General features: G+C 71.8%; 14 protein-coding genes. 6 read left to right on the top strand and 8 right to left on the bottom strand.

The genetic code is table 11. The features are described 5' to 3' along the window. Positions 1–24: 24 nt before the first annotated feature. Together xylB and AC5PYY_RS14105 are read right to left on the bottom strand one after the other, a co-directional pair. The gene (xylB, locus tag AC5PYY_RS14110; RefSeq protein ID WP_493897427.1) at positions 25–1,440 is read right to left on the bottom strand and encodes a xylulokinase; all 1,416 of its coding nucleotides are present in this window, start codon (positions 1,438–1,440) and stop codon (positions 25–27) included. Then, positions 1,427–2,932, bottom strand: coding sequence for a mannitol dehydrogenase family protein (locus tag AC5PYY_RS14105; RefSeq protein ID WP_493897426.1), 1,506 nt, complete (start codon positions 2,930–2,932; stop codon positions 1,427–1,429). The genes xylB and AC5PYY_RS14105 overlap by 14 nt, the downstream gene beginning before the upstream one ends. A gap of 273 nt (positions 2,933–3,205) precedes the next feature. On the opposite strand from AC5PYY_RS14105, the gene AC5PYY_RS14100 reads away from it, so the two are divergent. After that, on the top strand, positions 3,206–4,141 hold the full coding sequence (locus AC5PYY_RS14100) for a sugar-binding transcriptional regulator (protein WP_493899385.1): 936 nt from the start codon (positions 3,206–3,208) through the stop codon (positions 4,139–4,141). 23 nt (positions 4,142–4,164) lie between these two features. Here AC5PYY_RS14100 and AC5PYY_RS14095 read toward each other — a convergent pair whose 3' ends face one another. Both AC5PYY_RS14095 and AC5PYY_RS14090 read right to left on the bottom strand, forming a co-directional pair. After that, complete coding sequence (locus tag AC5PYY_RS14095) at positions 4,165–4,722, bottom strand: hypothetical protein (protein ID WP_493897425.1); 558 nt, start codon at positions 4,720–4,722, stop codon at positions 4,165–4,167. Positions 4,723–4,925: 203 nt separating this feature from the next. Then, entirely contained in the window at positions 4,926–5,351 is a 426-nt protein-coding gene (locus AC5PYY_RS14090; protein ID WP_493899384.1) for an MFS transporter, read from the bottom strand. A gap of 307 nt (positions 5,352–5,658) precedes the next feature. Between AC5PYY_RS14090 and AC5PYY_RS14085 the strand changes: the two genes are divergently transcribed. Beyond that, entirely contained in the window at positions 5,659–5,931 is a 273-nt protein-coding gene (locus AC5PYY_RS14085) for a hypothetical protein (protein WP_493899401.1), read from the top strand. A 117-nt stretch (positions 5,932–6,048) separates the two neighbouring features. Here AC5PYY_RS14085 and AC5PYY_RS14080 read toward each other — a convergent pair whose 3' ends face one another. Then, the gene (locus AC5PYY_RS14080; RefSeq protein WP_493897424.1) at positions 6,049–7,239 is read right to left on the bottom strand and encodes a phosphoglycerate dehydrogenase; all 1,191 of its coding nucleotides are present in this window, start codon (positions 7,237–7,239) and stop codon (positions 6,049–6,051) included. A 10-nt stretch (positions 7,240–7,249) separates the two neighbouring features. Further along, positions 7,250–8,335, bottom strand: a complete 1,086-nt coding sequence (serC, locus tag AC5PYY_RS14075) for a 3-phosphoserine/phosphohydroxythreonine transaminase (RefSeq protein WP_493897423.1) — start codon at positions 8,333–8,335, stop codon at positions 7,250–7,252. Between the two features lie 370 nt (positions 8,336–8,705). On the opposite strand from serC, the gene AC5PYY_RS14070 reads away from it, so the two are divergent. The 4 genes from AC5PYY_RS14070 (at position 8,706) to obgE (ending at position 13,823) form a co-directional block, all read left to right on the top strand. Then, a complete protein-coding gene (locus AC5PYY_RS14070; RefSeq protein ID WP_493897422.1) occupies positions 8,706–11,453 on the top strand; it encodes an Rne/Rng family ribonuclease in 2,748 nt (915 codons plus the stop codon). A 165-nt stretch (positions 11,454–11,618) separates the two neighbouring features. Beyond that, positions 11,619–11,927 carry a 50S ribosomal protein L21 gene (gene rplU, locus AC5PYY_RS14065; RefSeq protein ID WP_493897421.1) on the top strand — a complete coding sequence of 103 codons (309 nt, stop codon included), beginning with the start codon at positions 11,619–11,621 and terminating at the stop codon, positions 11,925–11,927. A 25-nt stretch (positions 11,928–11,952) separates the two neighbouring features. Next, a complete protein-coding gene (rpmA, locus tag AC5PYY_RS14060; RefSeq protein ID WP_493897420.1) occupies positions 11,953–12,228 on the top strand; it encodes a 50S ribosomal protein L27 in 276 nt (91 codons plus the stop codon). Between the two features lie 89 nt (positions 12,229–12,317). Next, positions 12,318–13,823, top strand: a complete 1,506-nt coding sequence (gene obgE / locus AC5PYY_RS14055) for a GTPase ObgE (RefSeq protein WP_493897419.1) — start codon at positions 12,318–12,320, stop codon at positions 13,821–13,823. Between the two features lie 136 nt (positions 13,824–13,959). Here obgE and AC5PYY_RS14050 read toward each other — a convergent pair whose 3' ends face one another. Together AC5PYY_RS14050 and AC5PYY_RS14045 are read right to left on the bottom strand one after the other, a co-directional pair. Next, positions 13,960–14,196 carry an NUDIX hydrolase gene (locus AC5PYY_RS14050; RefSeq protein WP_493899383.1) on the bottom strand — a complete coding sequence of 79 codons (237 nt, stop codon included), beginning with the start codon at positions 14,194–14,196 and terminating at the stop codon, positions 13,960–13,962. Beyond that, positions 14,187–14,402: an NUDIX hydrolase gene (locus tag AC5PYY_RS14045; protein ID WP_493899400.1), complete on the bottom strand. Its 216-nt coding sequence runs from the start codon at positions 14,400–14,402 to the stop codon at positions 14,187–14,189. The genes AC5PYY_RS14050 and AC5PYY_RS14045 overlap by 10 nt, the downstream gene beginning before the upstream one ends. Positions 14,403–14,520: the final 118 nt, after the last annotated feature.

Here is a 14,520-nt window from a genome sequence, read left to right as displayed (position 1 = left end):
CCGCGGGAGCAGGAGGAGGCGGCCTCAGACGCGGTGCATGGCGGCGAACAGGGCACGGTAGCGCTCGCGGACCTCGTCGGCGCCGTCGGCCTCGCGGGCCCGGAGCTCCTCGGAGGTCGGGACCGGCCAGCCCGGTTCCTCGCCCCGGAGGGTCCACGCCGCCTGACGCGCCGCGCCCAGCGCGACGTACTCGCCCGGCTCGGGCACGACGACAGGCACGCCCAGCAGGTCCACGGCGATCTCCCGCACGGCCCGCGAGGCGACCGCGCCGCCGATGAGGTGCACGCGGTCGACGGTCACGCCCTCCCGCCGCAGGGAGTCGACCCCGGCCCCGACGCCGAGCAGCATCCCCTCGACCATCGCCCGGGCGAGGTTCTCCGGCGTGAGGTTGTCGCGCGTCATACCGGAGAGGGTGCCGGTCGCCTCCGGAAGGTTCGGCGTGCGCTCGCCGTCCAGGTAGGGCAGCAGCGTGAGCCCGCCGGCACCCGGCGCCGCCGCGAGCGCCAGCCGCTCGAGGCCGGCGAGGTCGGTGCCCAGCACGGCGGCGCCGGCGGTGAGCACGCGGGCTGCGTTGAGGGTGCAGACGAGCGGGAGGAAGTGGCCCGTCGCGTCGGCATAGCTCGCGACCTCGCCCGTGGCGTCCGCGCTCGGTGCCTCGTGCCGGGCGAACGCGGTGCCGCTCGTCCCGAGGGACATCACCACGTCGCCGGGTCGCAGCCCCAGGCCCAGCGCCGCCGCGGCGTTGTCGCCGGTGCCCGGACCGAGCAGCGCGCCTGCCCCCGTCGTGCCGGCCTGCTCGGCCGGACCGAGGACCCGGGGCAGAGACAGCTCGCGGCCGGTCGCGAGCCGGACCAGCTCGAGGTCGTAGGCGTCGGTGGCGGCGTCGAAGTAGCCGGTGCCCGACGCGTCGCCGCGGTCGGTGGTCCAGCCCGCCGCCTCGCCCCCGAGACGCCGCGCGATCTGACCGGTCAGCCAGTCGTGGGGCAGGACGCACGTCGCCGTCCTCGCCAGGTGCTCGGGCTCGTGCTCGGCCACCCAGCGCAGCTTGCTGACGGTGATGGCGGCCAACGGCACGACCCCGACCCGCTCGGCCCATGCCTCCGGACCGCCGAGCTCGGAGACGAGCTCCTGCGCCGCCGTGGCGGACCGGGTGTCGTTCCACAGCAGCGCCGGGCGGACCACCCGGTCGTCCTCGTCGAGCAGCACCATCCCGTGCTGCTGGCCACCGACCGAGAGGGCAGCGACGTCGTCGAGCAGGCCGTCGGCGGTGGCCTCCTCGAAGGCCGTCCACCAGTGCTCGGTGTCGACCTCCGTGCCGGCCGGGTGACTCCCGCGCCCCTGCCGCACGATCTCCCCGCTGTCCGCGTCGCAGACGACGACCTTGCAGGACTGCGTCGAGGTGTCGACGCCGGCCACCAGGGTGGCTTCAGCTCCAGTCATGGTCCTCAAGCGTGGTGCGTGCGCCGACCTCGTGCAACCTGGTCAGGAAGTGCGTGTAGGCCTCGGTGAAGCGCTCCTGCTCCGCGAGGTCGCCGAAGAAGGTCTCGTCCTCGAGAAAGGCGAGCGGCTCCTCGCCCTGCCTGGCCGCCGCGGCCATGACCTTGTCCCGGTAGCGGTCCACCACCTCGATCGGCTCGCCCTGCTCGTCGACGCCTTCGGCATACCGCGCCCAGGCGGCCACCACCAGGGCCGAGCGTTCGATCTGCCCGTCGTGCTCCAGGTTGTGCCGGATGACCGGGACCAACCACTTCGGTATGCGGTCCGAGCTCTCGGCGCACAGCCGCGCGAGAGTGTCGCGGACCTCGGGGTTGGCGAAACGCTCGATGAGCGTGCGTCGGTACTCGGCCAGGTCGACGTCAGGGACCTCAGGGAGCGTGGGGGAGCCCTCGTGCTCCATGTAGCCGAGCAGGAAGTCGACGAAGAGGGGGTCCTGGGCGACCTCGTGCGCGTAGCGATGGCCCGCGAGGTAGCCCAGGTAGCACAGCGCCTGGTGGCTCGCGTTGAGGAGGCGCAGCTTCATCAGCTCGTAGGGCACGACGTCGTCGACGACCTGGACGTCGACCTCCTCGAACGCGGGTCGACCTGAGGTGAAGTGGTCCTCGAGGACCCACTGGGTGAAGGGCTCGCAGACGACCGGCCAGGCGTCCTCGACGCCGAAGCGCTCCGCGAGCGCGTCGATGTCGTCCTGGGTCGTGACGGGGGTGATCCGGTCCACCATGGAGTTGGGGAACTCGACCGTCTCGGTCATCCAGTCCGCGAGCGGGTCCGCGGCGGCACCCTCGTCGAGCTGCTCGTCCTGCATCCGGGCGAAGGAGGCGAGCATCTTCTGGGCGACGTCGCCGTTGCCGGGCAGGTTGTCGCACGACATGACGGTGAACGGCTCGGTGCCCGCGGCGCGACGCCGACGCAGCGCCTCGGCGATGAACCCGAAGGCGCTGCGTGGTGCACCCTCGCCCGCGATGTCGGCCTGGAGCGCCTCGTCGGTGGGGTCGAAGTCTCCGGTGACCTGGTTGACGTGGTAGCCGCCCTCGGTGATCGTCAGGCTGACGATCCGGACGTCCGGGTCGGTCAGCTGGTCGAGGACCGCCTCGGGGTCGTCGGGCGCGAAGAGGTAGGCCGACATCGCCCCGATGACGCGGGGCTCGAGCGCTCCATCCGGGTGCTTGACCACCATCGTGTAGAGGCAGTCCTGCTCGGCCATCGCGTCGCGCATCCTGGCGTCGCCGGGCATGGTGCCGACCCCGACGATGGACCAGTCGTGGGTCTTCTCAGGGAGGGCGTCCATGAGTCGGTCGAGATACATCGCCTGGTGGGCCCGGTGGAAGCCACCGACGCCGAAGTGCACGATGCCCGGGCTCAGGCGCGATCGGTCGTAGGTCGGCCGTGACACCTCGGCGGGCAGGTCCGACAACGTGTCCTGGCTGAGTTTCATGGTGGTCCCCTCACTCATGTGACGGCGCCGGCCGACGCCCGGTGCGTCAACCTATCGTGGGCGGCACACGTCGCCACGGCACACGGGGTGGCGGTGAACGCCCGCCTCCGCGATGATGAGATCCTCCTGGGCATGCTCGACCTCCCGTGTGATGCACATATGAGCATGGATGTGTGCACGTATGAGTAGACTCAGTCAAGCCCGTCGGGCGGGTGCTGTCAAGCGTGCTGTCGGGGACGCGGAGCTGCGTCCCGGCGAGAGGTGGTGGTCGTGATGGCTGACCGGAGCGAGGGCGATCTCGTGCTGGCCGTCTCCGTCGCGCGCCTGCACTACGAGCAGGGTCAGGCCAAGACCGACATCGCCGAGGCCCTGGGCATCAGCCGCTTCAAGGTCGCCCGGCTGCTGGACCTGGCCCACGCCGCTGGCGTCGTCCGCATCGAGATCGTCGAGCCCGAGGGCCTGGGCGGTGGCCTGGCCGCCGAGCTCGGGGAGCGCTTCGGGCTCACCCGCTGCCGCGTCGTGCCGATGACCTCGACCGCTCCCGAGGCGAGGCGCGAGGTGGGCCGGACCGGAGCGCGGTTGCTGGCTGAGACGCTGCGTGAGGAGGACGTGCTCGGTCTGCCGTGGAGCCGGTCCGTGCACGACATGGTGTATGCGCTGGAGTCGCTCCCGCGCGTGCCGATCGTCCAGCTGAGCGGGGCGCTGGCGACGGTGACGGAGGACTCGAGCTCGGTCGACCTCGTACGTCGCGCGGGGCGCATCGCGGGCGGGGGCAGGACAGTCTTCTTCGCGCCGCTGGTCATGCCGGATTCCGCTGCGGCACAGGCGGTCCGGAGGGACGCGGCGGTCACCGACGGATTGGCTCGCGCGAGCGAGGTCACGGTGGCGATGGTGGGTGTGGGGGCGTGGGCGCCAGGGCAGTCCACCGTCTACGACGCGGTCGGGCCCGAGTGCCAGCGTGAGGTCTCGGAGGCCGGGGTCGTGGGGGAGGCGGTCGGTGCCTGCTTCGACGCGCAGGGTCGGCTCGTCGACACCTGTCTGCAGGAGCGGCTCATCGCCCTGTCGCCCAAGCAGCTGCGCGAGATCCCCCAGGTCATCGCCATCGCGCACGGGCAGGGCAAGGTCGCCGCCCTCCGGGCCGCGATGTCGGGCGGACTCGTGGACGGGCTGGTGACCACGCAGGACACGGCCGAGGCGCTGCTGGGCTAGCCAGGCCCGCAGCACCTGGCCGGTCAGGGCGCGGGCGGCATCCGCCACGCCGCCACGGAGGCCGGGACGACCAGCACCAGCGCGGTCACGGAGATCACCGTGGTGAGGTCGAGGTGCAGCGTCGCCAGGCCCACGGCGGCCAGGGTGACCAGAAAGCCCACCTCGGCCGCCAAGCTCACGACCGAGGTGATCGTCGCCCGCGTCCGGGTCGTCGGCCCCATCGCATGTTGGAGCCGGACGTCGGCCGCGACGTAGGCGGTGCTGGCCAGCGCGTAGCCGGTCGCGAGGGCTGCGGCCGCGGCCCATCCCGACCACCACGTCCCGCCGGCCAGCAGCAGACCCGCGGCGGCGACCCAGCCGGCGTGCCGCCAGCCCGTGAGCCGCGCCACCCGGTCCGCGGACCAGGTCAAGGCCGCCTCGAGCAGGACGAGGGCGGCCATGACGACGGCCACGCTGCCCACCGAGATCCCGTCGTCCGCCAGGACGAGGGGGAAGTACTCGTCGAAGCCCACCAGGGTGACGACGGCGGCATACCCCAGGAGCACCCGGCGGACCGGTCCTGCTGCGCGCGCATGCCTCACCCCGGCGCGCAGGGTCGCTAACCACGCCCGCCCGCTCGTGGATCCTTCGCCCGCCACCGCTGCGCCGCCGGTCGGGAGCGCCGTCACGTGCTGGGTGACCGTCGTTGGCCTCCCTGGCCCGGGGTGAGCGCGTCCCGGGCGGTGGCGTGCGGGGCGGGGGAGCGCGAGGGTCGCCAGCACGTGCAGGCCCACGACCACGACGCTCACCCAGCCGACGAGCGGATAGCCACCGAGCTGGTGCAGCGGAGCGGCGAGCGCGATCGCACCGCCATGACGACGAGCGCGGCGCTCTCGGCGCGCGCCTTGACCCGGCCGTAGTCCTCAGCACGCTCCTGGGCGGCCAGCTGGTCGTAGAGGTAGGCCTCCCACGTCCCCGACTGCATCGCGTCGGACAGCGACCAGAGGACGAATCCGAGGAGGAAGCCCCAGAAGGTCGGGGCGAGCAGCCAGGTCACGAAGGCCGCGGCATACACCAGACCGGAGACGAGGAGGAGCCGGCGTCGGTCGGCGAGGTCGGCCCAGGCACCCGAGGGCACCTCGAGCAGGAAGGCGCTCGCCGACCAGACCGCGAGGAGCACCGAGAGCTGCGCCGGTCCCAGCCCGCTTTCGGCGAAGAGGAGCGCGTAGATCCCGAAGAGGGGGATCGCCTCGTGCGAGGCGCGGTAGGCGATCGCCCGGGCCTGGATCGGGACTCAACCCTCCCCGGAGGGGTATGCGGTGCGGCTCATCCCGCCACCGTAGCGCGCCACGGTGCTCAGCGGCCGAGCCGATCCTCCAGCCACGTCCGGAGGCGGTCGGCATAGCCCTGCGGATCGGCCGTCCACTCGAGGGTGTGCTCGGCCGGGCCCCTCCGGCGACCGGTCGACGGCCTGCAGCGCCACGGCCGCGCCCATGGACCAGCCCAGGAGAAGGACCTCGTCCGCACCCTCCGCGGGCATGAGCCAGGGCGGTCTCCACGTCCCTCCACTCGGTCTCGCCCAGGCCGTAGCGGCCGTCCGGATCGGCGGGAGCACCCGGGTCGGGCCAGAAGACGTCCTGGTCCATGACGAGCTGCAGCGGGGTGTCGGGGAGCGGTGCCGAGGACGGCTGCGGCTCCCACGCGCGGAGCACCCGGTCCTCCTCCTCGTCAAGGATCTCGCCGGCGATGCCCAGCACACCGAGGAGCGCGAGCAGGCACACGGTGACGAGGAGCCCGACCAGGAGCCGTAGCAGGCGGCGGCGTCGAGGTGCAGGACCCGCGGCGGCCTCCCGGTGGCGTTCGCGCTCGTGGCGTACGCGTGCGTTCACGACGTCACTCTGGCAGAGGGTTCGCCCCGCCGCCGGAGGTCAGCCGATCTTGCGGGCCCGGATCACGCCGTCGATGGCCAGGATCGACTCCTTGAGCTCGTCGTGGACCTCGCCCTCGACATCTACGAGGGTGTAGGCGACCTCGCCCTTGGACTTGTTGGTGAACTCCGCCACGTTGAGCCCGGCCTCCGCGAGGGCCGCGGTGATCTGCCCGATCATGTTGGGCTTGTTCTCGTTGAAGATGCCCAGTCGGGTCGTCCCGGGGGTGCGGGCCATGACGACCTCGGGGAAGTTGACCGAGTTGCGGATGTTGCCGTGGAGCAGATAGTCGGAGAGCTGGTCCGCGGCCATCACGGCGCAGTTGTCCTCGGCCTCGCTGGTCGAGGCACCCAGGTGGGGGAGCGCGATCACCTTGGGGTGCACCGAGCCGGCCTCCGAGGGGAAGTCGTTGACGTAGGCGTGGAGGTGACCCTCGTCCAGGGCGTCGATGACGGCCGCCTCGTCGACGACACCGCCACGGGCGAAGTTGAGGATCACGCCGCCGGGGGCCATGGAGGCGATCCGGTCGGCGTTGACCAGGCCCCGGGTGGCCTCGATGAGCGGGACGTGCAGCGTGATCATGTCGGAGCGGGCGAAGAGCTCCTCGACGCTGGTCACCTGCTCGACGTTGGGGGAGAGCTGCCAGGCCCGCTCGACCGTGATCGCCGGGTCGTAGCCGAGGACCTTCAGCCCGAGGGACTGCGCGGCGTTGGCGACGAGCACGCCGATCGCGCCGAGCCCGATGACGCCGAGGGACTTCCCGGGCAGCTCGTAGCCCGCGAACTGCTTCTTGCCCGCCTCGACCTGCGTGTCCAGGTCCTTGCCGGACAGAGCCTGATCGGCGACCAGACCGCGGGTGTAGTCCGCGGCGTGGTACAGGTTGCGGGCCGCCAGCAGCATGCCGGCGATGACCAGCTCCTTGACCGCGTTGGCGTTGGCCCCGGGGGTGTTGAAGACGGGTATGCCGCGCGCCGCCATCTGGTCCACGGGGATGTTGTTGGTGCCCGCCCCGGCCCGGGCGACGGCATACAGCGACTCCGGGATGGGCGGCGAGTGCAGGTCGGCCGAGCGCAGGAGGATGCCGCGCGGCTCCGCGATGTCGGTGCCGATGTCGAACACGTCCCGGTCGAGCCGCTGGAGGCCGACGGGCGAGATCGCGTTGAGGGTCTGGATCGGGTAGGTCTGCGTCATGGGAGTAGTCTCAGCCGTTCTGCTGCTCGAAGTCGGTCATGCAGTCGACGAGGGCCTGCACGCCCTCGAGAGGCATGGCGTTGTAGATGCTCGCGCGCATCCCGCCGACGCTACGATGTCCCGCGAGCCCGGACAGCCCGGCCGCGGCGGCCGCCGCCACGAACGGCTTCTCCAGCTGGGCGTCGGGGACGAGGAAGGGGACGTTCATCCAGGACCGGGCCACCGGGTCGACGGGGTTGGAGTAGAAGTCGGAGGCGTCGATCGCGCCGTAGAGGAGGTCGGCCTTGGCCTGGTTGCGCTCGGCCATCGCCGAGAGCCCGCCCTGCTCCTCGACCCACTCCAGCACCAGGCCGACGAGGTACCACGCCAGCGTGGGCGGGGTGTTGAGCATGGAGTCGGCCGCGGCCATGGCCTTCCAGTCCAGCGCACCGGGAACGTCGGGGCGGGCCCGCTCGAGCAGGTCGCGCCGGACGACGACGACGCACAGACCGGAGGGGCCGAGGTTCTTCTGAGCGCCGGCGTAGATGACTCCGAACTGCGACACGTCCAGCGGGCGCGACAGGATGGTGGAGCTGGCGTCGGTCACGACAGGCACGTCGCCGGCCTGGGGCACGTAGGGGAACTCGACGCCGCCGATGGTCTCGTTGAGGGTGTAGTGCAGGAAGGCGGCGTCCGAGGGGACCTCGACGGACCCCTCGGCGGGGACGGTCGAGTAGTTCGAGTCCTTCTCGTCCGCGAGGACCTGGACGTCGACGTACTTCCTGCCCTCGGTGATGGCTTTCTTCGACCAGGATCCGGTGTTGAGGTAGGCCGCCGGCGCACCCGGGGAGGCTAGGTTGAGCGGGACACCGGCGAACTGGCCCGTGGCGCCGCCCTGCAGGAAGAGCACCGCGTAGTCCTCGGGCACCTGGAGCAGGGCCCGGAAGCGCTCCTCGGCGGCCGCGGCGATCCCCACGAACTCCGTGCCGCGGTGGGACATCTCCATGACGGACATCCCCGATCCGTGCCAATCGGTCAACTCCGACTGGGCACGCTCGAGGACCTCGAGGGGCATGGTGGCAGGGCCGGCAGAGAAGTTGTAGACGCGCACGGGCACCCACCGTACCGTCAAGACGGCCTGCCCCTGACGTGGGTGGGGTCGGTCCCGACGAGGCCGTGCGTCGGCTCGGTCGTGCGCCGCCGTTGTGCGATACTTCCTGGTGGTCGAGGTGCGTCCCACACCGCACCGCGACCCGATGTGAACCCTCGCTGTGCGGCCGACGGCCGGCACGCGTGATCGACGGCAGGCGTCGTCGTAGGGGGCATCGCGCCGTCGTCGGTGCCGCGCGCTCGCGCGAACCACGGCGGTGACATGGATGACTTCCGTCGTGGCCGACCGGCCGCGACGACACGGCACCCGCGCCGCGGGGCGACGGGCTCGGCAGAGCTCAGGTGTGGACTCGCCCCGTGGCCTGGAAGGACACCCAGTGTCTGACGAACGCACCGCAGAGAACGCCCCCTCCGCCGACGAGAGCGTCTCGGACCTCACCTCCACCGAGAGCACCTCGGACGTCCCCGTGGTGGCGGTGGTCGAGGGCGAACAGGCCGAGAACGACGACGCCGAGAACGACGACGCTGGCAACGACGCCGAGAACGACGACGCTGGCAACGACGACGCCGACGAGACCGAGGACGAGGGTGGGGGCGTCGGCGCTGCTGCGACACCGTCCTTCGGGCTGATCTTTCAGGCGCCCGACCTGAGCGACCTCCCGCCCCGGCGCTCCCGGCGGGCCACGTCCGGAGCCACCGCGCCGCGCCCGGCCCAGGAGGACGACCGGAGCGGCGACTCCGCCTCGACGGACGCCGACGCCGGGAGGTCCGACGCAGATCCCGCTCGCGATGGCGACGGGGACGGCGACGACGCCGGGGCACGAGGACGGCGTCGACGTCGCGGCGGCAAGGGCCGGCGGTCTCGAGGATCGGGCGGTGAGGACGCCGATCAGCCCCAGCAGAAGGACTCCACGGGCGAGCAGGCAGCCTCCGACGGCGGCGGGGCCGAGACGTCCGAGGACGACGGGGGCAGCGGGGGTAGCCGTCGCGGTCGACAGCGCAAGGGGGGCGGTCGCCAGGCCTCGACGTCCGCTGAGCAGGGCAGCACCGAGTCGTCCGGCGGGGACGGCAGTGAGGGCGGTGGCGAGACCAAGGACGGCGACGCCGGCTCTGGCGGTGGCACCAAGCGGCGTCGCCGCCGCTCCCGCAGCGGCAGCGAGCGCTCGGCCAAGGACGAGGTGACCTCGGTCAAGGGGTCCACCCGGCTCGAGGCCAAGCGGCAGCGCCGGCGTGAGGGCCGCGAGGCCGGGCGGCGCCGCACGGTCATCACCGAGGCAGAGTTCCTCGCCCGACGCGAGAGCGTCGAGCGTCAGATGATCGTGCGTGGTCTGGACGACCGCACCCAGATCGCGGTGCTCGAGGACGGCGTGCCGGTCGAGCACTACGTCTCGCGCTCGGCGCAGACGACCATGGTCGGCAACGTCTATCTGGGCCGGGTCCAGAACGTCCTGCCCAGCATGGAGGCGGCCTTCGTCGACATCGGCAAGGGACGCAACGCCGTGCTCTACGCCGGTGAGGTCAACTGGGACGCAGCCGGCCTCGAGGGCAACCAGCCCAAGCGGATCGAGAACGCCCTCACCTCGGGGGAGTCGGTCCTCGTCCAGGTGACCAAGGACCCGATCGGTCACAAGGGTGCGCGGCTCACCTCGCAGGTCTCGCTGCCCGGTCGCTACCTCGTCTACGTGCCCGGCAACTCCATGACGGGCATCTCGCGCAAGCTGCCCGACACCGAGCGCACCCGACTGAAGAAGATCCTCAAGGAGGTCGTGCCCGACGACGCCGGAGTCATCGTGCGCACCGCAGCCGAGGGTGCCTCCGAGGCCGAGCTCCGTGCCGACGTCGAGCGCCTCACGGCCACCTGGGAGCGGATCAGCAAGACGGCCGGAGCGAAGGGCACCAACGCTCCGTCCCTCCTGCACGGGGAGGCGGACATGACAGTCCGCGTCATCCGGGACGTCTTCAACGAGGACTTCGCCAAGCTGGTTGTCTCCGGCGAGGACGCGTGGGGAGAGGTCAAGCGCTACATCGACGAGGTGGCCCCCGACCTGGCCGACCGGGTGGAGAAGTACACCGGCACGACCGACGTGTTCTCGACCTACCGGGTGCACGAGGCGATCGCCAAGGCGATGGACCGGAAGGTCTGGCTGCCCTCGGGTGGGTCGCTCGTCATCGACCGCACCGAGGCGATGACGGTGATCGACGTCAACACCGGCAAGTTCACCGGCTCCGGGGGCAACCTCGAGGAGACGGTGACCAAGAACAACATCGAGGCGGCCGAGGAGATCGTCCGGCAGCTGCGGCTGCGGGACATCGGCGGCATCATCGTCATCGACTTCATCGACATGGTCCTGGAGAGCAACCGCGACCTCGTCGTGCGCCGGCTGCTGGAGTGCCTGGGGCGCGATCGCACCAAGCACCAGGTCGCGGAGGTCACCTCGCTCGGTCTGGTGCAGATGACCCGGAAGCGCGTGGGCTCCGGCCTGATCGAGGTCTTCTCCGAGTCCTGCACGCACTGCTCGGGCCGCGGCGTCACGGTGCACACCGAGCCGGTCGGCAAGTCCGGTGGCGACGACGGTGGCCAGGGCGGTGGCGGCAAGCGTCGGGGCAAGGGTCGCGGCGGCAACAGCTCCGGCAACGGCAACGGCGGCTCCGCCAACGGTGAGGCCAAGAACGTCCTGCCCCCGCCCAACCCGAACGGACCCACACCGGCGCAGATCGCGGCGGCGGCGCACGCCGCCGCGCTGACCGCCGGAGCGTCCTCGGAGGCCGCCAACGCAGCCGCTCAAGCGGCTGCCGGTGAGGTGGACGCGACGGCTCCCACCGCCGAGCAGGGGGACGCGACCAGCGACCACGCGGACACCACGCCGGATGCTCCGGCCGGTGAGCGAGACGTGGTGCCGACGACTGACGCTTCGTCGACCAGGGCCGCGGAGGCGGCGACGCCGCAGTCCTCGTCCGCCAGCAGGGCCACGACTCCCGAGCAGGAGGTGGCCCCGGAGCCCAAGCCGAAGCGTCGGCGCAGGGGCCGGGTCGTGGCACCGGCCGGTCCTCCCGGGGCGGACGCGCCGGGCGACCAGCCTGCCATGGAGAGTGGCGTCGCGGACGGGACCGACGACCAGGTCTGAGTTTGGAGCCCGAGGCACCGGCACGGTAGGCTGGTGCGTCGGTTCGCCCGGGCTCGCCCGGAGCGGATCAGACTGGTCTCGCAGACGACGCCTCAGGGTGTCGGCTCGACCACGTCCCGGTCCGGGAGTTGCATACCCACCCAGAAGTGAGAAAGCGAGTTCAACGTGTACGCGATCGTCCGTGCAGGCGGCCGTCAGGAGAAGGTCTCCGTCGGCGACGTCCTGACCATCGACAAGGTCGAGGGTCAGACCGGCGACACCGTCGAGCTCGCTCCCGTGCTCCTCGTCGACGGCAGCACCGTCACCACCGACGCCGACGCCCTGGGCAAGGCCACGGTCACCGCTGAGGTGCTGGGGGCGGCCAAGGGCCCCAAGATCGTCATCCAGAAGTACAAGAACAAGACCGGCTACAAGAAGCGGCAGGGCCACCGGCAACCGCTGACCCAGGTCAAGATCACCGCGATCGACGCCTGAGCGTCGACCCGAGGAGGAGCAGCAGATGGCACACAAGAAGGGTGCGTCCTCGACCCGTAACGGTCGTGACTCGAACTCGCAGCGCCTCGGCGTGAAGCGTTTCGGCGGCCAGGTCGTCGGCGCCGGCGAGATCATCGTCCGGCAGCGTGGGACCCACTTCCACCCCGGCGAGGGCGTCGGCCGTGGTGGTGACGACACGCTGTTCGCGCTGGTCCCCGGAGTCGTCGAGTTCGGCGCCAAGCGCGGCCGCAAGACCGTCAACGTGGTCGCGAGCCAGAGCGCGGAGACCGTCGACGCCTGAGGCGCGACACCACATACCGCAGCGACGCCGGCGGGCCCCAGGGGCTCCGCCGGCGTCGCGCTGTCTGCCCCACCTGAGAGGATCACCTCATGGCCAACTTCGTCGACCGCGTCGTGCTGCACCTGCGCGCCGGCAAGGGCGGGCACGGCGTCGCCTCGGTGCACCGGGAGAAGTTCAAGCCGCTCGGGGGGCCCGACGGCGGCAACGGGGGGCGCGGCGGAGACATCGTGCTGCGGGTCGACCCGCAGGTCACGACGCTCATCGACTACCACCATGGGCCGCACCGGACGGCGCCCAACGGCCGACCGGGAGAGGGCGACGAGCGCAACGGCGCTCAGGGGGAGGACCTCGTCCTGCCGGTGCCGTCCGGCACCGTGGTGACGACCCGGCGCGGTGAGGTGCTGGCCGACCTTGTCGGGGACGGGGCGGAGTACGTCGCCGCACGCGGTGGTCGCGGCGGCCTCGGCAACAAGGCGCTCGCCTCACCTCGCCGCAAGGCACCGGGTTTCGCGCTCCTGGGGGAGCCGGGCGAGGAGGCCGAGGTGCTGCTCGAGCTCAAGACGCTCGCCGACGTGGCGCTCATCGGCTTCCCGTCTGCCGGCAAGTCCTCCCTGGTCAGCGTGCTGTCCGCGGCGCGGCCCAAGATCGCCGACTACCCCTTCACGACACTCGTGCCGAACCTCGGTGTGGTCACCGCCGGCGGCGAGCGCTTCACGATCGCGGATGTGCCCGGGCTCATCCCGGGCGCGAGCGAGGGCAAGGGGCTGGGGCTGCAGTTCCTGCGCCACGTCGAGCGCTGTCACGTGCTCGCGCACGTCATCGACTGCGCCACCCTGGAGCCGGGGCGCGACCCGCTCACCGATCTGCAGGTGATCGAGGACGAGCTCGCGGCCTATGTCCCGCACGGCGAGCTGGGCGGCATACCGCTGGCGGAGCGGGTGCGGGTGGTCGTGCTCAACAAGGCCGACGTGCCCGAGGCCCGCGAGCTCGCCGAGATGGTGCGCCCGGACCTGGAGGCGCAGGGGTATGAGGTGCACGTCGTCTCCGCGGTCGCTCACCAGGGACTCAAAGAGCTGACCTTCGCGCTGGCCGGCCACGTGCGCCGGGCGCGGGAGGAGCAGATCGAGGTGGAGCCGCCGCGGGTCGTCATCCGCCCCAAGGCGATGGACGACCAGGGCTTCAGCGTACGGCGCGAGATTACCGGCGACGGCGAGGTCTACCGGGTGCTGGGGGAGCGACCCACCCGCTGGGTGCGCCAGACGGACTTCGCCAACGACGAGGCGGTGGGCTACCTCGCCGACCGGCTGGGCCGGTTGGGGGTGGAGGAGGAGCTGCTCAAGGCCGGGGCGGTCGCCGGGTCCACGGTGCTCATCGGGCCCGAGGAGGACGCCGTGGTCTTCGACTGGGAGCCCACCATGGCCGGTGGTGCCGAGCTGCTCGGCGCGCGGGGCACCGACCTGCGGCTCGACGAGCGCTCGCGGCCCACCCGTGCCCAGAAGCGCGAGGCCTTCCACGACCGCAAGGACGCCCAGACCGCTGCGCGGGATGAGCTGGAGGCCGAGCGGCGGGCTGGTCGCTGGACCGAGGACGGCTGAGGCCCGAGCCGCACGGTACGCGGGTGCCCCATGACTGGTCGGCGGCCCCACGGTGAGTGCCTAGCGCCACTGCTGCCACCGTGGGGACTCGGTGTTTCCGTGGGGGCTCTCGCTATCCGTGGGGCAGGGCCCTGGGTCAGATCCAGCCCAGCGCCCGGAAGGTTGGCTGCGCGAAGCCGCCGACCTGTGGTCCCGCCAACTCGTCCCGCGCGAACCAGCGCAGGGCCTCCGTCTCGACGCCATCAGGGGCCGGCGTCCCACCGACGACGCGGGCGGCATACACCGTCCAGACAGAGGCGCAGCGATCGCCGTTGGGGTAGGTGAGACGGAAGTCTGGGCCACCCACGACCTCGAGGAGATCCGTTAGCTCGATCTCCAGGCCGGTCTCCTCGCGAGCTTCCCGGAGAGCGGCCTCGGCCGGGCCTCGTCGACATCGACCGCCCCGCCCATGGTGCCGTAGATGCCGAACTCCGTCTGTCGCACCAAGAGGACCCGCCCGTCGTGGTCCAGGGGGAGCGCGGCGACCGAGGGCAGCAGCAGATCGTGACCGACCTGCTGGCGGAGGTGGGCGACCGGCATACCGTGAGCCTGGCACGACCACCATGGCAGTCGCAGGGTGGCCTGGGAGCAATCACGCGCGACGCCCGGTGGGGCTGAGGGCAACCACGCGCGACGCCCGGTGGGGCTAGGGGCAACC

The sequence above is a fragment of the Serinicoccus sp. JS2-9 genome (assembly GCF_059025165.1).
Note: the sequence above shows the minus strand (reverse complement) of the source record. Positions and strands in the feature narration are given on the sequence as shown.